The following is an 18,451-nucleotide window of genomic DNA, read 5'->3' on the forward strand; positions in this document are numbered from 1 at the left end:
ATTTCCAAAAGCCTATTTAGAAAAATCAGATAGGCTTTTAATTCTTTAAAATAATAACCCGCTTCAATAAGTTCCGCTGACCAGACAGTAATTCCGAAAAAATACTCATTAAATGATTCATTGAATATAGCAATTTAACCAAATAATCATATGTATCCCGCTATTTGTTCTCGCTTTAATAATTGCCACAACTGCTCCGCCATATATGCTGCTGGATAAGGCATTGAATTTACAATCCACCATTCCATTACACCAACAGCAGCTGAAGCAACATATTGAGCAATTATATCCTTGCTTATATTTTCATTACTTCCAGTCATGTCAAGATGCTCTTCCATACTTTTAAGAGCCATTGTTAAAATACGTTCCCTAAAAGCAGACATAGCTTTGTTAGTGAGCATATTTGAATAGAAAATGGCATGCTTTTCTAGATATTGAAACGTCTGAAGTAGCGAAGCTTTGGAGTCAAAATTGCTGCTCTCTCCATCTGAAATACAACTGTCACATAATTGATTTAAATGAGTATCTATACATTTATTCATCAAATCAAATTTGTCTTCATAATGCAGATATACAGTGCCACGGTTTACATTTGCCTCTTCTGCAATTTCGTTAATAGTTATCTTTTCAAAATCTTTTTCCGACATGAGTTTGATAAAAGCACCCATAATAGCCTGTTTTGATTTTTCAATACGTCTATCCATAAAAATATCTCCTTTATGTACCTAATCTACTTCCTGTAAACTGATTTATCTTATAATAATCAACATTTATATGTGTTTTGTTCATTAATAAACAAATCTCATTGTTTTAACTATTGAATTGAATTAACTTAATTGATAAATTTATTATATTGAACAAGTGTTGAAAAATCAATATTCGTTGAAATAATGAAAGGCGGAATTAGTTTGAAAATATTTTATTTTACTGCTACAGGAAATAGTTTATATGTTGCAAAAAAGATTGGTGGAGAATTGTATTCAATACCTCAAATGATAAAAGAATGTAAATATGAATTTGAGGATGATGCTATAGGATTTGTATTTCCTTGTCATGGATTCGGAATGGCGAAAATAGTTAGTAACTTTATAAAAAAGTCAAAATTTAAAGCTGATTACTTCTTTTCAATTATGACATATGGTGGTAATGCATTCTCTGGGTTAAGGCATATGGAGCTTGTGGCCAAGGAATCTGGAATCAAGTTCAACTATACAAATGAAATACTGATGGTTGATAATTTTCTTTCAGCCTTTAAGATGGAGGATGAGATAATAAATAAGAATCCAGAAGTTATTGATGAAAAACTGAGTAAAATAATAGCTGATATTACAAATAGACGAAATTCTCTTGTGAAAAAAGGAATCGTATCAAATACTCTATCTAAATACGGCCGTGGCTTTGCAGATAAAATCAGCAATAATTTTGCAGCTAAGAGATTTATTGTTACTGATAATTGTACTAGCTGTAAGGTATGCGAAAAGGTTTGCCCTGCAAATAATATTAAAGTTAATAACAAACCTACGTTTTCTCATAAATGCGAAGTATGTCTAGCATGTATACATCATTGCCCTCAAAATGCAATTCATTTGAAATCTGAGAAAAGCAAAGCTAGATTCATAAATCAAAATGTACAGCTTAAAGAAATAATTGCTTCTAATAATCAAACTAATTAAGAAAGTAGAAAATGTAATTAATGCTGGTTAGATATTTATGTGCTGCCTTAAGAAACCTATCAAGGCTAACCTTAGTTTAAAATTAAAATACATCTTGATTCCTAACATTGGGGTGCTTTTAAATTATCCGTGCACCCCTAGTATTGAAAAACTATTATTAGAATAATAGTATCTATTTACAATTGTGTTATTCGTAAAGTCCCCAGCCTCCACTGTACTGATGAGGTGACTTTCCTTTTGATTCTATAATCATAGGTTTTAAAGGAACTGGTGTTTCTTTATTTATTTCGGCAAGCTCCACATTAAATTCCCATTCGTCCCCAAAATCAAATAAGTATAGAAGTCTTTCTCCTTTATAAAGATTTAAACTTGCTATAGTTGTAGTTTCCGCTACAGGTCCTTCATACTCTGCATACTTACAGTATATTCCTTTTCTTCTGTTGCCTCCTATAAAAAATGCATATAAGTGATCATTATCAAATTCAAAGGCTTCTTGAATGGCATTATGTAAATCTCCAAAAGTATGCTTATATGCTAAATTTATTTTTCTCCATACAGTCTTTGATAAACTTACTTTAAAAATATACGTTCCACATTTATTTATCTTACTTTCTTCCTCTAATGTATTTTTAACAGTGTTCCCTTTAAAGATGGTTTTAAAAACGTCAAATGCTTTTTCGTTTTTGTTAGTTGTAACTTTTAAATTATAATGCTCTAGTAATACTGGAACATCTTCTCTATTCCAATACAGAATAGCCTTTGTTAGAAGTAATATACTTGTTTTAATCCCAAATTCATTTGGAGAAAAACTTTTTATCGTATCTTCATACCTTGTTTTTGCACCATTAATTAATTCCAGTTCACCAAAACTAAAGAACTTTAAATGATGAAAAAATGCAGCCCCAGTTGAATACATTACATTTGAAATATCCATTTCATCTTTTACAATTATATCTCCTTGTTTAGCACTAGCTATCTCAGCTAAAATATTGTAAAAAGCTGCTATATTATGAGTTCTATCAAATTTTATTTCAAAATCATATTTAGTCCAATAAGTTTGGAGTAAGAAAATATATTTTTCATCTTCATTTAAATTTTGAAAGCTTTCTAACTTATCTGTTTTAAAGAGTCTTACTTTTCCCTTTTCATCGTTAGCCTTTATATAAAGCTTACTTGCAAGAACTAGTGAAAACATCAAGTCTATTGCAAAATATTTATCTTGATTATAACTAGGATTTATTACATCTTTTTTATTTTCAAGGATCATGTTTAGATTATAGCAATCCTTTCTGCCTAATACTTCCTGAGTCGCTGAGAGTATAGGCTTTTCATTTTCTATAAATTCTATAAATTTTTCAAAATCGTTTATTGAACTGTTAATATTACTCATTTTTATTGATCCATCCTCAGTTTTTATATTTATTTATGATTGAATTTTATTTATCAGGTTAAACTTCACAGCTTCCATCTTTTCTAAAAAAGAACATAGTATTTGCTTAATTTCATATTTCCCAAAATCTTCTTCAATATACATATTCATAAGTTCTTTTTCTGAAATCTTAAGAAAATCTGCGACTTTTTAGAATAAATCTTTTCCACTTTGTCTTTGTCAATAATTTCTATATAAAACTTATAAAGTAGTTGTCAAATGATAACTATATTGTTATAATATATCTTAATTAATAATAATTATCAAAGGAGTTTTCATATGACTAAAAAAGATAATAGAGAATTAATTTTAAATATGGTTAACTTTTATAGTTTATTTAATGTTGAGTTTATAGATCTAATTCCAGACCTAACTAATACAGAAATAACTCCCCTTCTTTCAAAAATACTGAATTTTATTCATTTTGAAGGTACTACTACAGCATCAAGAATAAGTAAAAAATTAAACATATCTGTACCAAATACAAGCAGAAGTATTAATGCTTTATATAATCTTGGTTACTTGATAAAAAAACAAGATGAAAAAGATAAAAGAATTGTTTATTTATCACTATCAAATAAATCATTAAATCTTATTTCATCTGTTGCTGCAGCTGGAGAGGATATTTTTTCAGAACGATTTAATGTTCTTTCTAATGAAGAAATAGCTGAGTTATCTCAATCACTATTAAAAGCTCAGAACTTGATTATAAAAATGCGAGATCTATATGAAGATAAGAAAACTATGAAATAAATATTAAGGAGATGATTAAATTATGTTTTTAAAAACTATAAAATCAAAATTAATTATTCTGATAAGTATATTACTCTTAGTTGTAAGCACTGGATTTGGAATTATTTCTTATATTAATGCATCTAACGCTTTAATATCAAATATTAAAAAGACATTACCAGAAATAGCTATCCAGGCTTCTAATACTGTTCAAGCTAATTTAGATAATCAATTAAATTCACTGGAAGTTACTGCTAAGACTGCTTCATTAAGCAATGATACTCCAGATAAATTAATGACTATTTTAAAAGCTGAAGCAAAAAGAAATGGCAGTATTAAAATGGGATACGCTGATATGAATGGAAACATTATATATACTACTGGTGAACAAACTAATATAAAAGATACTACTTATTTTAAAAAATCAATGTCTGGAGAAAATTTTATTAATGATCCTGAAGTTAATGAAGACAAAACTGCAATGACAATGGTATATTCAGTACCAATAAAAAATGATGACTCTATTATAGGCGTGTTAGTATCAGTTAGAGATGGAATGGAACTTAGTGAAATGATTAAGAAGATCTCTTTTGGTGAAACTGGAAGTGCCTATATGATTAACAGTCAAAGCAATAGCATTGCTTATAAGGATTCAAGTATGCCATTAAATCAATATAATTCTATAAAAGAAGCAGAAAAAGATCCTAGCCTAAAAGGTATCGCTGATATGCAAAAGAGAATGATAGCTGGCGAAACTGGTTTGAGTTTATATACTTTTGGTGGAAAAGAATCTTATGGAGGTTTTGCTCCAATCGAAAAAGAAAAATGGTCTGTAGTTGTTATTTTAGAGAAATCTGAACTTCTATCAGAACTTAGCTCCCTAAAATTCTCAATAACCCTTACATCTATATTGTTTTTGGTTATTGGAATTCTTGTAATTTATATTATTTCAAATAGACTATCTAAAAGAATCCAATATGCTTCTAACTCCTTAAACATATTGGCTACTGGAAATTTCACTAATAAGATAAGTGAAAAATATTTATACATTAAAGATGAAATTGGTGATATCGCTAACTCTATGAATACTATGCAAAACTCAATTGGAGATATGATTAAAATGTCTAAGGACAGTTCTCTAATAATAGATGAAAACTCAAGTAATTTATCAACTATATCTCAAAATATGGTCTTATCTTCTAATAATGTGGCCAATTCAATGCAAGAGGTAGCAAGTGGAATTAATTCTCAAGCGAATAACCTAATGGAAATCACTACAACTTTAAATATCTTCAGTAGTAAACTTGAAGATATTGTAATTAACACTAAAGATATAGATAAAAATACAATAATAATGAATGAGCTTGCAAATAATAGCAGCTCAAGCATGAAGTTATTAATGGATACAGTAAGCAGTATAAGTTTATCCTTTAAAAATTTATCTAATAAAATTATTACTTTTAGCAGCAATATAAAAGAAATAAATAACATAGTACAAATTATTAATTCAATAGCTGATCAAACTAACTTGTTAGCATTAAATGCATCTATAGAAGCTGCAAATGCTGGTGAAGCCGGAAAGGGTTTTGGAGTGGTAGCAAATGAAGTGAAGGTCTTGGCAGAGCAAACAAAGTCTTCATCTCAAAATATTAGTAAATTAGTATCTGATATATCTAATGATACTACTGTAATAAAAGATGATACAAATAGCATGACCACAGATCTTAACAATCAAGTTAGCATTATAAATGAAACTATAAACTCATTTGAAAATATAATTGATGTTATTAAAACTGTAATTCCAAAAGTACAAACTGTAAATGTGGCGACTATAGAAATAAATAAAGAAAAGGATGATATTCTTGATAAGATTGAAAGTACATCTGCTATAGCCGAAGAAATATCAGCTTCATCTGAAGAAATATCTGCTTCTACTGACGAAATGTACAAGCTATCTAATGAAGTAGCAAAAGCTTCTGCTACCTTAAATAATATGACAAAAAAATTAATCACTGAGCAAAATAAATTTATAGTTTAATTATTATGGAATATATTTAATTTAACAAAATATTTGGAGGTGTTTATTATATGATTAAACCTTTATTTTTAGCTCATGGTTCACCTATGATGGCAATTGAGCAAAGCGTGTATACTAAATTTTTAAATGACCTTGGAAGATCTATTAATCCTAAAGCTATAGTTGTGTTCACAGCCCATTGGACAACTGAAACACTTACTATTTCTGCTTCTGATCATATATATGATACTGTATATGATTTTTATGGATTTCCAGAAGAACTCTATAAAATTAAATACCCTGCACGAGGTTCTAGCACTATTGCAACAAAAATTAAAAATAAATTAATAGATTCAGGTATTGATGTAAAAACAGATCTAACAAGAGGCTTGGATCACGGTGCGTGGACTCTTTTAAAGCATCTTTATCCAAAAGCTAATATACCAGTTGTTCAAGTTTCTATAAATTATACTCTACCTATTGATAAGCAGATTAAAATAGGCAATGCACTAAAAGAACTTGGTGCTGAAGATATTTTGATTCTTGGAAGTGGAAATACAGTTCATAATCTAAGATTGGTTAATTTTGATAGTAAGGCAATTGATTCTTGGTCTAAAGAATTTGATGATTGGTTGATTGATAAGATAGGAAACAAGGACATAAATGCCCTTAATAACTATAAAAAATATGCTCCTCATGCTAACTTAGCAGTTCCAACTGCAGATCATCTTGTCCCACTATTTATAGCTTTAGGCAGCAGTTCAGAATTAACCCCTAGAGTTATATTTAGAGATTATCAATTAGGAAACTTAAGTTATCTTTGCTATGAATTTTAGACAGTTCTGCCTTGAATCTCAGCTTTTTCAGCTTAGATTTTAGTTCTTTTGATAAGAGGATTTATGATTTCATTTGTCATTAATCCTCCTATCTTTTTTGTTTATTCAATATATTTATATTTAATACGTACATTTAATCTTAATCCACATATACATAAGGTTATCAAAACTGAAATGGATCGTCTTCAATCTAATTCTTAAAAGAATGATGTTATTATTGAAACAAAGCATGTTGTTGAAGATTTAACTGGATATAACTATTCGCCTAATATTCATTTTTAAACGCCTAGTTTACCAAATTTTATTAAAAAGAGTATATTAGATTTATTTCTTTTCTAAGTCCGCAATCAATGTTGATCCTTCAGCCTTCCACCCTAACCACTTTTGTGTAAGCACATTTGACGTTGGATTATCAGTTATTGCGAACTGTGCAAGCCATCCGAAATGCTTATCTATATCTTCTTTAGAAATACTTTTTACTGGTAAGTTCAGGCGGCTTCCAATTGCTTCAGCAATATCTCTAAAAGGTATGCTTTCTTCACCAACACCGTGCAAGCATGAACCAGCAGAGGCAGATTCCAATGCCATTCTAAATAACCTTGCCACATCTAACCTATGTATAGCTGGCCAGCGGTTAAGTCCATCGCCAACATAAGCTGAAATTCCTTTTTCACGAGCAATATATGCCAAAGCTGTAGCAAAACCTTGACGATTTTCGTCATGCACACATGGCGCAAGCCTCACAACTGAAACACGTACACCTTGATCAGCAAATGAAAGTGCAACTTCCTCCGAAGCAATACGTGGTGCTCCTACAGAATTTGGATCAGCTTCATCTTTTTCTGTTCCAATACGCCCTGACTTAAGAAGCGTAATAACTGAAGTAGTAACTAAAGGTTTATTTGATCCTTTTAAAGCTTCACATAGTGTTTTTATGGCAAGACAATCTTTTTTTCCTGCATCAGCCAAGTTTGAAAAATCATTGCTAAATCCTAAGTGAATAACACCATCAGCAGCAGATGCTCCACTTCGCAAACTATCAAGATCCTCAAGTGAACCACGATGTACCTCAGCACCTGCAGCTAAAAGTGCTTCAGCTGCCTTATCAGAACGTGCAAGTCCAACAACCTGATGTCCCGCACCAATCAATTCCTTAACAACAGCAGAACCAATGAACCCTGTTGCTCCTGTAACAAAAACACGCATTATAAATTCCTCCTAAATCCTATTAATTTAGAGTCACATCATCCTTATATAAAATTCATTAAAATAAGTAGTATTTAACTTAGTCAGATGAACTACTCTGGATTTATTATAGAATAAGTACTCAAAAAATTGTTGCCACTTCCTCTCAACTTATTGCCTGATTCTCTTGCCGTAAATATACTTCTCCTATTCAGTATCTTTTGATTCATCAGATTTTTTAAGCTGATTATATAATATATCAATATCTTTTCTTGGCGGATTTCCAAAATAACTGCTATAATCCCGACTGAATTGTGATGCACTTGCATACCCTACCAACTGACATGCAGTCGCTGCATCCATTTTCCTAGATAACATAAGATGTCTAGCTTCCTGTAAGCGCAGTATCTTTTGATATTGCAATGGACTCATAGATGTTGCCTCTTTAAAATGCTTGTGAAAAACAGAAACGCTCATATTTGAAATCATTGCTAAATCCGAAACCTTCATTGGCATTGAGAAGTTACTTAACAGCCATTGAATAGCTTTCGCAATATGCCGAACCTTAGAATCTGCAAAGCCTATTTCAGCAATTTGAATGCCAATTGAGCTGCGTAAAAGACGCACCAAGATTTCATCCTTAATAATTGGCGCAAGTAATTCTGTATCACTAGAATTTTCCAAACATTCAAAAAGTCTAGTAACTGAATTTATGATACCTTCATCTGCATCTGTTGTATATCCAACATTCCTCGTCTTAACAGATGGCAAACCATTTGGATAAACTTTTTGAACAAATTCTGCTATTTTTTCCGGTTCGAGAGTTAATCCAATTCCTAGAAAAGGCTTTTCATAACTTGCTTGTATAGTCTTTAGCGCAACAGGTACCCCAACTGGAAGCATGAGCATACATCCTTTGTCTATCTGAAAAGTTTCCTTTCCTATCCTAACAGCCTTTACTCCCTGTGCAACAATTATCACAGAAGGAGCGTAAAATGATTTTTCCCAATCTTTGCTTATTTTCGAGTAGCGCCTGGTATGCAAGCCAGGAATACTGTGACTAAAAGTACCATTCTTTGGAGAATGGTTGTATATTAATTGAATCAACCTATTTATTTCTGTTTTATTTAATGCTTGCTCTTTAATTATCAATTGTTCTTCAGAATATTTATCTAACATTACTAAATCGCCCTTCCTAAATACCAATCATCTATCTAAATTTATTTAAATATAAGTAATATTTATTATAGTAACAGATACAAGATTATATTTCATAAAAAATGAGAGCTCACTTTTACAAAAACTCTCACAAATAATAATATCTTTTGCTTAAATTCTTTCATTTTTACATTGTTAACTCTTTATTTCTTGACTTTTTCAAAGGCTCTCCATAAAATTCTTTATATTTCTTATAAAAATGACTTTTATTTAACCACCCTACTTCATAAATAATTTCATCAATAGTTAAATCTGTACTTTCAATAAGCAGTTTTGCCCTTTCTAAGCGTTCTTTGGTCTGAATTTCTTTAAAGGATTTACCTGTTTTATTTTTTATCAAATTGCTAAGGTAATTTTCGTTATAGTTAAACTCTTTTGCAAGCTTACTTAGCGTAATTGTTCTAAATTCTTCATGTATCATCCTAAGAATTTTAAATATAAGATTGTTCTCCTTCTGCTGATATGTATTCTTATGGATTTCAAAAGGAACGTTTTCAATAAGTTCCATAAATAAAATTGAAATATCTAATCTTATAATCTCATTAGCAAAGTGGCTATTTGAGTAATATTTATCAATAATCTGATCTAACAAATGCTTTATGGCATCATGTTTTGAGCTTCTAAAAATGATATAAGCAGAATCCTTTTTATTTGTCATATTCTCAAGTAAAAAGTTAAAAACATAATTATTTTTATGCATAATGCTCTCTAAACTTTCAAAATCAATGTTTTCAACTGGAAACATCAAATTTATAAGAAGATCTGACGCTCCTGGGGCACTTACAAAATGAACAGCATTTTTAGACATGAGAAGAATATCCCCTGTATGTAATATTTCTTCGTTGCCATTAATAATCTGCTTAACTGACCCTGAAAGCATATAATTTAGCTCTAAAAAATTATGACTGTGCTCAGGGAAATCCGCAAAGCGTGAGTGTTTGCTTATATATACTTTACGATTTTTTAAAAAGTACTCATCCTTTATAATCATTTTACGTTCGATATTTGTATAAGTCTCTTTCTTAACTTTTGTTACTTTTCTAAAGTTTTTAATATTATCAAGTTCGTCTAAACTCATATTATACAACAGTTCTTCAACATTTTTCTGCATAAATAAAACCACCTGTAATTTTGTTACCACCATTGTAACATAACGTCATTGAAAACGCTATCGTATTTTTATAGAATTTAACCAAAAGGAGGAATAATTATTATGATAAAAGTTATTGCAAGTGATTTCGAAAGCATTCAATCAGCTATCGATTTCCTAAGTAAAAAGGATGGGAAAAAGGAACTTATAATTCCTAAAGGTGTAACAGAAACTGGACCTATAAACTTAATTTCTGACTTAACATTAAACTTAGAGGAAGGTGCTGTTCTAAAATTTATTGATGACCCAAACATTTACGAACCTATTTGGACACGCTGGGAAGGAGTTGAATGTTATGCAATGCATCCCCTTCTATATGCAGCTGAATGTGAGAATATTATAATCACAGGTTCAGGTACAATCGATGGAAACGGTAAATCCTGGTGGGAGAAATTCTCCAATATCGAAAAAGAGGACAGGCTTGAACCTAGAGAAAACTATGAATTACGCTTAGCAAAGCTTAATCCTGATTATAAAAATCGTACAGGCGGCGGTGCAAGACCTTCTACACAGTTTCTCCGTCCACCTCTCATTCAGTTTTGGAAATGTAAAAATATTAAAGCTCAGAAATTTACTCTTAAGAATTCACCGTTCTGGACTTTACATACTGTCTACAGTGAAAATATAATTATACAGAACATGATTATAAAAAATCCTGCTGATGCTATTAACACAGACGCAATTGATATTGATTCATGTAAAAATGTTATTATTGAAGATTGTCTCTTTGATGTAGGTGATGATGCAGTTACTTTAAAATCAGGTAGTGGCATAGATGGCTTGAGAGTAAATATTCCAACTGAAAAAGTCAAAGTGCGTAATTGCAAGATCTTAGCCAGCCATGGAGGAATTGCTATTGGAAGTGAAACTGCAGGAGGCATTAAAGATGTTGATGTGAAAAATTGTGAATTCATTGGAACCCAACGTGGAATTCGCCTAAAAAGCAGACGTGGACGTGGAGGCACTATTGAAAATATAAATCTTGAAAATCTTAAAATGGACGGATGCTGGTGCCCTATTGTTTTAGGAATGTATTTTGCACCCGGAGTTCTTTCACATGAGGAAGAATATATTTTAAGTGTTAATAATCAGCCTGTAGAATCTACTACACCTCATATTAAAAACATTAAAATAAAAAATATAGATGCGGTAAATATCAGATCAACAGCAGCTTTTATAGTAGGTCTTCCAGAAAGCCCTATTGAGCATGTTGAAATTGATAATTTTAACTGGAGTCTTGCATCTAATGATAATCTGCTTGAAACCTGGAATACTGAGCCTACAAAGGGCTTATTTCATGATGAAAATCGAGGGATTAAAACGATAAATGTAAAAAACTTATTAATTAACGGGGAGGAAATATAATTATGGAATCAAAAAAACAACCGTGGGTTTATACTCCTAAAAAAATCACCTTTCTTAGAAGCCTAGGTTATGGAATGAACGATTTAAATGGATCTGCATGGGGAACTTTAGTCGGATCATACTTAATGATATTTTTAACAACTTATGCAAATTTAAATGCAGGTATTGTTGGAACAATGCTACTTATATTAAAACTTCTTGATATGATAATATGCGGTGTGCTTGGTGGAATAAGCGACCATTTATTTTCAACTGCCATTGGACGAAAACTTGGCCGCCGTCATACTTTATTCTTATTTGGCGCAATTTTAACAGCTATATGTTTCCCACTTTTATTTACAATTCATCCTGGATCTTATCTTTGGTATTTTCTAGTTCTCTTATTTCTTGAAATTGCTCAAGATTTTGATAATATAGCTTATGAAACCCTCGCAACTGAAATGACTGCAAACGCTGAAGAGCGTGTTAAACTTTCTTCTGTAAGAATGTTTGTTTCAGCCTTTGGAACCTTTGCTGTAACAGGTCTTCCTGCTATTCTTTTAAAAGTTTTAGGAGATAATAATGGAAGCGCTTATACTATTTCTGGTATTATATTTGGAATAGCCCTTTCTATTGGAACTTTAATAACATATTTTTCAACATGGGAATTTTCTCCTGAACACGTTGAAAATTTTGAGTCAGTAAATAGGAAAAAAGAGAAAAAAGGCTTTTTTGAAGTAATAAATGATTATCGTCAAGTATTAAAAACAAAGTCTTGCAGACGAACTTGTATTATTTACTTTGTATCTTATTTTGGAAAAGACTGCTTTAATACAGCTTTCTTCTTCTATACAATGTTTCTTATTGGAATCAGCCAATCAGATGCCCAAGCTGCTTCAAGTCTGTCTATACTAGGGATGATTGTTGTACCTATTGCAACCGTTTTTATGTATAAAAAAGGACCTAGATTCCTTTGGACTTCAGCATTTTCAATACAGATTTTCGTTCTATTAATATATTTAATACTATATTTTTCAGGAACACACCTAGATGCTAAAATTATGTTTGTTTTAATTTTTATCTTATCAGCACTTTGGCAGGTTGGCCGTCAAACTGCAGAATACACCGTTTGGAATGTTATACCTTTAGTACCGGATGTAGATACAATTGTATCTACTAAGTTAAGAGCAGGAACTTTTGCAGCTGTTCAAACTTTTACACGTAAAATAACAGGTGCTATAGGTTCAGCAATGATAGGATGGATTTTAGATTTCAGTGGCTTTGACAAACATCTAAGCACACAAACTGATCCTGCTAAAATTGGAATTATGATTTCATTTGCCATCATTCCTCTTATTTGCTTTATTTATTCAATGTATTTAATACGCACCTTTAATCTTAATCCACATACACATAAAATTATCAAAGATGAAATGGACCGTCTTCAATCAGGTGGTTCAAAGAATGACGTTACTATTGAAACAAAGCGTGTTGTTGAAGATTTAACTGGATATAAATACGAAAAGATATGGAATGTCTCTAATTAAACTTTCAAAGAAAACGTTATAAATATTTTTTTATGGCTGAAGAAATTGCTTATCTTCAGCCTTTAATAGTTTTATAGTTTTATAGTTAAAAATGATACAAGACTATTAGCAGACACATTATTCAATTTTCAAGGATCAATTCAGTTTATCTAACATTAATTCATGATGCATTTATCCAACTAAATTTTCCCCATCTTTAAATGCGCTTAAAGATAACTCATTAAAAATTTCATCATCAGTTCCACAGTAGTGAATGCAATCCTCTAATTTCCAACCAAATACGTCAAAAATATTATTAACATATTTAATGGCTTCTGCACCTTTTTTAGGATCTAAGCTTCCTTGAGCAAATATAGTTATTAACTTTTTACCTGGATGTCTAGGAATAAACTTATTGAGAAGCTCTTCAACCATTGGAAACGTACGATCTAACCAAGTTTTTGCCTGACCTGTAATTTGGTACATATATATTGGGGAACCAAATACAATGGCATCTGCCTCAGCAATAGCCTTATACATTGGTTGTAAATAATCATTAACAGCACATCCATCATGAGTACGACAATAAAAGCATCCTTGGCATCCACGAATTCCAGTATTATTTAAATCAAATTCAATAACCTCAGCGCCTTTTGATTTTGCTCCTTTTGCTACTTGATCTAATAATTTTGTTGTATATCCATTCTTTCTTGGACTACCTTTAAAAATAACCACTTTTGACATTTCGCATCTCTCCTTATAATATAAAAATGTATATAATTTCGGCTTATTAACACATAAGTCTAAGTTCAAAGTTGATTATCTATATCCCTAAGAATCTTTTCAATCCAACTGAAAATACGTTCATTTGCGATTAATTTAGCTCCAGCTTGGCAGTGGAATTCAGCACCTTCTTCAGCTGTAAATAAAGTAAAATCTTTATAGCAGTTAAGCTCCTCATACAATTGCCTTGCTTGATCTCTAAGAAGTTTGTCATTTTCTGAATCAACGATTAAGGTAGGGCATTGTATTTTTTCTGCCAATCCTTTCATATAAAAATCACCAACTTTTAGGATGAATTCAGCAGGGGTATTTACACCAAATACATACATGCCTTGTGAAAAACTCCATTTCGCTTTTGAGCTTAGTTCCATTATTTCTTTTATAGCTTTATTAAGTCTTTCTGAATCAGAACGTGCGAAATTTAAAAATTCTGCTCTTGGCATATTAAATATACTTGTAAATCCTCCCAAAAAGTCATATACTCCTCCATTTGCAATGCAAGCTGCAAGCCTAGTTTCAAAAGCTGCTGCTCTAGGGTCAAGATACCCGCCTAAACTTTGTCCCCATAAGACAATTTTCTTTTGGTCTACTTCTCTTCTTGTAAGCAGATAGTTTACAACTGGAGTTATAACTTTTTCGTAGTCATGTCTAAAAAATAGTTTTTGCTTATGTACTGCTTCTCCTTGTCCTGGCCCTTCGAAAGTAATACAATGCATACCGTGTTCAAGTGCATCCATTGCCACTCCGTAAAATGCTTCCTTTGTTCCATCAAAGCCAGTCATAGCAATTAAAACTGGTTTTGGTTCATCTGAATCCTCTAATTTATAAAAATGTCCCGGAAGTGTTGTATTTTCATAAGGAATTTTCACTTCTTCAATAAGAGGCTTGTTCAGCTTCATAACATGTGAAAAGCACTCTAGGCTTGCACTATATAATTTCTCTATCTTTGGGTCTTCTGGATTTTCATGAAGGTAGAATTCTGCAATTCTATAATAATTAGAAGCTCTAAGATAGGCTTTTCTTGCACTGATCAAGTGGCCATCTGAGTAGCTATCCTCTGCAACTTTTTGCAAACGCTTAGCTGTTTTAGTCCATTCTTCGCACCAGCTTTGATAGTCTCCTTCTTTAATTTTCTCTGCTGTTGAAACTACTTCTCCTATATCTGCAGCTTTGAAGGCAGTATCTCCAAGAAGTCCTAATACCTTGGATGCAAATTGATCATCTTCAAAAATTAAATTATTCATTGTCATTCTCCTTTACAGTATTTATTGTTTATACAACACGTTGTTGCTATAATTAAAATATATCAGATACAAATTTATATTCAACCAACAATACTTATAGTTCGTTTTATATACAATAAAGGAGTGAAAATGTTGCAGAATAAACATGATATTCGAACAAAACGAACACATCAGCAGATAAGAGATTCACTTATTGATCTTATTTTTGAAAAACATTTCGATAATATTACAGTTGGTGATATCACTAATCGAGCTATGATTAATCGTTCTACCTTTTATAGGTATTATCAGGATAAATACGACGTTGTACTAAATATCTTTGAAGACGCAATGGAAAAAATGAAGAAAGATTTAGGCCTTCCAAAATCCAGCCTTAAGTATCTTAATGAAGAACAAAGATCTGATCCATGGGTGAAACTATTTGATCACTTTGCTGAAAACAGTAGATTATATCTGGCAATGCTTGATGATTCATGTAACATATGGTTTATATCTAGACTGCGCAGCTACATCATCTCAATGTTAAGAGAACGTGAAAATTTACGAAGCTCTTTCATTGTAAGCAACGAAGACTGCTCCCCTGAGATACAGGAAATGGCATTCTTATTTACCGCTAATGCTTTAATCGGTACTATTGATTGGTGGTTAAAGTCAAAATGTACTCCTGATTCAGAAAAAATGTCTTATTTGTTTAGATCTTATTTTAAGAATGGCTATGTAGGAATGTTGAATAAAAATTAATGTTGCGACTCAAATTTTGCATTTATAAAATTATGTCGTTAGTTTAATGATTGAAACATGTAAAATAATTTAAACCACTACAAAATGTAGTGGTTTAAATTTATATTTAATTTGGATAGCCTCAAATTAAGGCTATTACTCTTTAATTTTTATTAATAAATAATTAGTTTGAGAATTCTTGAGTTCCCATGTATTTGTTATTTCCGTAGATTACACCTATACCAACCTTAGTATATTTTTCATTCATCATATTTGCTCTATGACCTGGTGAGTTCCACCATTGATTAAATAATTCAACTGGGTCAGAAGTGTTATATGCAATATTCTCTCCTGCTGTAGTATAAGTATATCCTATTGTGTGTAACCAGTTTGTCCACTTTGTTCCGTCTGGATTTGTATGATCAAAGAAGTTATTTTGAATCATGTCGTCACTCTTATATCGTGCAACTTGTACTAATGTATTATCTATAGTTAATGGCTGAAGCCCCGCCTCTTTTCTTTTTTCATTCATTAATTGAAGAATCTTATCCTCAGCAGAATTTTGCATGCTGATTGAATAATTGGTCGGTAGATTAGGTAGCCCCTGTACATTTACTGATGTTGCATTTGTGCCGCTTTTTGAAACTGCATCTGTATTATTAACATTATTTCCATTAGAAGTATTCATAAATAAGTTTGTATTTAAAAGATTATTTATATTAACATTATTATAATCATTAACATTTGAATTAATTGTTGCTGCAGATACTCCTAATGATGAGAAACTCCCTATTGTTGTAGCTGCAATAACTGTAGTTACTATTCTTCTTAAACCATTCTTTCTCATTAGTTTTTCTCCTTCTATATGTTTTATTTGTCCTTATAATTTTTATTTAAACAAAAATTATTTTTTAAGTTTTTGTTGCTTTCGAGTAAGGACATGTCTCTATCTTATCATCTTTTCGACAATATTCAACACGATTTCTTCTCAATTTATTGATTTAAACGATATTGAATTAGACATGCTTCAGTATGTTATCTTATGCTTCTTTATGCACAATGATTTCATTTAACATCTTAAAGTGCCAAGGATACTCCCCTATATTTTTCTATATTCTTTAGTATTTATTATTTTCTTATTTGTGATTTATTTAAAAATTCATTCATTGCCTTTAGATGGTTAAATTGTATAAATACTTGTTCATTTAGCACTGTTAACCCAAACATCATATTTCCATTCTTAAAATGTATCAATAAAGACTGACTAAGTACCATAGCTTAATCTTACTTCTAAACTTTCAAAGAAAACGTTATAAATATTTTTAAGGCTGATGAAATTGCTTATCTTCAGCCTTTAATAGTTTTATAGTTGAATGTTATAAGGGATGTCTATGTGTTATCTTTGTCTCTTCCTATAAAAATAAGAGCCTATTTACATAAGCTCCCAGAAATTTACTATTCATCAAACATTTGTATTATATTAAAGATTTTCTAACATGAATTTCTACTAGCTCCTTTATCATCTGCATAATTTCAGGAATATTTATTGCCTTGGGACATTTTTTTAAACATGATAAATCTATACATTTTTTACACTTACCAGCACTTTCTCTTATGCCAAGATCTAGTTTTCTAAGCGCCCAGTAATCTTTACCAAGAAAATAGTAATTGTATTGTCTAAAGACCACATGTATTTCAGTTCCATATATGCACCTGCATCTCTGGCACCTATCACACGGAATTGGTTTAAAACTCTTTTCTAATTGTGACATTACTTGATGAAAAGTCGGTCTTTCATAATTATTAGGTTCACTAAGCATTGCTTGATTTACTTGTTCAATATTCCCCATGCCTATTAAGGCACTTGATACTGGGTATGAAAGTGCACCTGATAAAAGTGTTTTAATCGGAAAGAAGGCTGGTAGTATGCCTGCTGCATATACTTTATTTAGAATAAATCCCTTTCGCCTAAATAAAGCCTCAGCTTCTATTCTATCAAGCATGCCTCTTTCAAAAATATTTCCACTTCCTTGGAGCACATCAACTCTCTTATCCTTTGCACCTCTTAACAATATGTCATAGTAGTGAGTGGCAACCCCTGTAAATTTAATTTTCCCCTCTGCTTTAAGTTCCTTTAATGCATCTACAGCACCATATCTTCCAAAAGTAATATCTTCATTGCTTTCATCTACTTGATGCACAAAATAAATATCTGCATAAGTGCCAAGATTTTTAAGGGATTGATTAACCGCTTTATACATCTCATCTCCATTAAAAAATCTTGACTTATCTGAAATGATAATTTTTTCTCTGCCTATATGAGCAGCAAATTTGCCAAGTTTAATCTCTGCATCTCCATATTCAGGCACAATTGCTGTATCATAAAGATTGCAGCCAAGGCTATAGGTATATTCCATGATTTGTATTGCAGTTTCTTCATCTGGACTAAAGTAATCTGGAAGCACAGGCGCATTCCCACTAAGGATAGGAATTGTTCCAAAAGCTATTTCAGATACCTTAAGTCCTGTACTTCCCAAATTTCTGTATTTCATCCTTTAACTCCTCTCTTGCTTTCTTGTTTACACTTCTTAGAT

16 protein-coding genes are annotated in these 18,451 nt (G+C 31.2%); 7 read left to right on the forward strand and 9 right to left on the reverse strand.

All coding sequences use genetic code 11. The features are described 5' to 3' along the window. Positions 1-146: 146 nt before the first annotated feature. Positions 147-704, reverse strand: a complete 558-nt coding sequence (locus tag L3B96_RS08330) for a TetR/AcrR family transcriptional regulator (protein WP_238860221.1) — start codon at positions 702-704, stop codon at positions 147-149. Positions 705-908: 204 nt separating this feature from the next. On the opposite strand from L3B96_RS08330, the gene L3B96_RS08335 reads away from it, so the two are divergent. Beyond that, a complete protein-coding gene (locus tag L3B96_RS08335; protein WP_238860223.1) occupies positions 909-1,673 on the forward strand; it encodes an EFR1 family ferrodoxin in 765 nt (254 codons plus the stop codon). Between the two features lie 187 nt (positions 1,674-1,860). On the opposite strand, the gene L3B96_RS08340 is transcribed toward L3B96_RS08335, so the two are convergent. Then, positions 1,861-3,063, reverse strand: a complete 1,203-nt coding sequence (locus L3B96_RS08340; RefSeq protein WP_238860225.1) for a plasmid pRiA4b ORF-3 family protein — start codon at positions 3,061-3,063, stop codon at positions 1,861-1,863. Positions 3,064-3,381: 318 nt separating this feature from the next. Here L3B96_RS08340 and L3B96_RS08345 point away from each other — a divergent pair, with 318 nt between their 5' ends. Genes L3B96_RS08345 through L3B96_RS08355 form a run of 3 tightly spaced genes read left to right on the forward strand, consistent with a single transcriptional unit; the run spans position 3,382 to position 6,687 of the window. Then, entirely contained in the window at positions 3,382-3,855 is a 474-nt protein-coding gene (locus L3B96_RS08345) for a winged helix DNA-binding protein (RefSeq protein WP_017210098.1), read from the forward strand. 22 nt (positions 3,856-3,877) lie between these two features. Continuing rightward, positions 3,878-5,872 carry a methyl-accepting chemotaxis protein gene (locus tag L3B96_RS08350; protein ID WP_238860227.1) on the forward strand — a complete coding sequence of 665 codons (1,995 nt, stop codon included), beginning with the start codon at positions 3,878-3,880 and terminating at the stop codon, positions 5,870-5,872. Between the two features lie 50 nt (positions 5,873-5,922). Continuing rightward, positions 5,923-6,687: a class III extradiol ring-cleavage dioxygenase gene (locus L3B96_RS08355; protein ID WP_238860229.1), complete on the forward strand. Its 765-nt coding sequence runs from the start codon at positions 5,923-5,925 to the stop codon at positions 6,685-6,687. 324 nt (positions 6,688-7,011) lie between these two features. On the opposite strand, the gene L3B96_RS08360 is transcribed toward L3B96_RS08355, so the two are convergent. The 3 genes from L3B96_RS08360 to L3B96_RS08370 form a co-directional block, all read right to left on the reverse strand. Beyond that, positions 7,012-7,893 carry an SDR family oxidoreductase gene (locus L3B96_RS08360; RefSeq protein ID WP_171788200.1) on the reverse strand — a complete coding sequence of 294 codons (882 nt, stop codon included), beginning with the start codon at positions 7,891-7,893 and terminating at the stop codon, positions 7,012-7,014. Between the two features lie 186 nt (positions 7,894-8,079). Beyond that, positions 8,080-9,051: an AraC family transcriptional regulator gene (locus L3B96_RS08365; protein ID WP_238860231.1), complete on the reverse strand. Its 972-nt coding sequence runs from the start codon at positions 9,049-9,051 to the stop codon at positions 8,080-8,082. A 166-nt stretch (positions 9,052-9,217) separates the two neighbouring features. Then, positions 9,218-10,201 carry a helix-turn-helix transcriptional regulator gene (locus tag L3B96_RS08370; RefSeq protein WP_171788198.1) on the reverse strand — a complete coding sequence of 328 codons (984 nt, stop codon included), beginning with the start codon at positions 10,199-10,201 and terminating at the stop codon, positions 9,218-9,220. Between the two features lie 102 nt (positions 10,202-10,303). Here L3B96_RS08370 and L3B96_RS08375 point away from each other — a divergent pair, with 102 nt between their 5' ends. Then, the gene (locus L3B96_RS08375) at positions 10,304-11,605 is read left to right on the forward strand and encodes a glycoside hydrolase family 28 protein (RefSeq protein ID WP_238860233.1); all 1,302 of its coding nucleotides are present in this window, start codon (positions 10,304-10,306) and stop codon (positions 11,603-11,605) included. 74 nt (positions 11,606-11,679) lie between these two features. Beyond that, positions 11,680-13,131: an MFS transporter gene (locus tag L3B96_RS08380; protein ID WP_238860235.1), complete on the forward strand. Its 1,452-nt coding sequence runs from the start codon at positions 11,680-11,682 to the stop codon at positions 13,129-13,131. 171 nt (positions 13,132-13,302) lie between these two features. Here L3B96_RS08380 and L3B96_RS08385 read toward each other — a convergent pair whose 3' ends face one another. Both L3B96_RS08385 and L3B96_RS08390 read right to left on the reverse strand, forming a co-directional pair. Then, positions 13,303-13,854, reverse strand: coding sequence for a flavodoxin family protein (locus L3B96_RS08385; RefSeq protein ID WP_238860237.1), 552 nt, complete (start codon positions 13,852-13,854; stop codon positions 13,303-13,305). 65 nt (positions 13,855-13,919) lie between these two features. After that, entirely contained in the window at positions 13,920-15,137 is a 1,218-nt protein-coding gene (locus L3B96_RS08390) for an alpha/beta fold hydrolase (RefSeq protein WP_238860239.1), read from the reverse strand. Positions 15,138-15,161: 24 nt separating this feature from the next. Between L3B96_RS08390 and L3B96_RS08395 the strand changes: the two genes are divergently transcribed. Beyond that, entirely contained in the window at positions 15,162-15,878 is a 717-nt protein-coding gene (locus tag L3B96_RS08395; RefSeq protein WP_238860241.1) for a TetR/AcrR family transcriptional regulator, read from the forward strand. A 163-nt stretch (positions 15,879-16,041) separates the two neighbouring features. Here the strand turns inward: L3B96_RS08395 and L3B96_RS08400 are convergent, their stop codons facing one another. Then, positions 16,042-16,704, reverse strand: coding sequence for a CAP domain-containing protein (locus L3B96_RS08400; RefSeq protein ID WP_238860243.1), 663 nt, complete (start codon positions 16,702-16,704; stop codon positions 16,042-16,044). Positions 16,705-17,332: 628 nt separating this feature from the next. Then, the gene (locus L3B96_RS08405; RefSeq protein WP_238860245.1) at positions 17,333-18,409 is read right to left on the reverse strand and encodes an aldo/keto reductase; all 1,077 of its coding nucleotides are present in this window, start codon (positions 18,407-18,409) and stop codon (positions 17,333-17,335) included. Positions 18,410-18,451: the final 42 nt, after the last annotated feature.

Origin of the sequence: Clostridium sp. YIM B02569 (genome assembly GCF_022320765.1) — a bacterium.
GTDB lineage: Bacteria > Bacillota > Clostridia > Clostridiales > Clostridiaceae > Clostridium > Clostridium beijerinckii.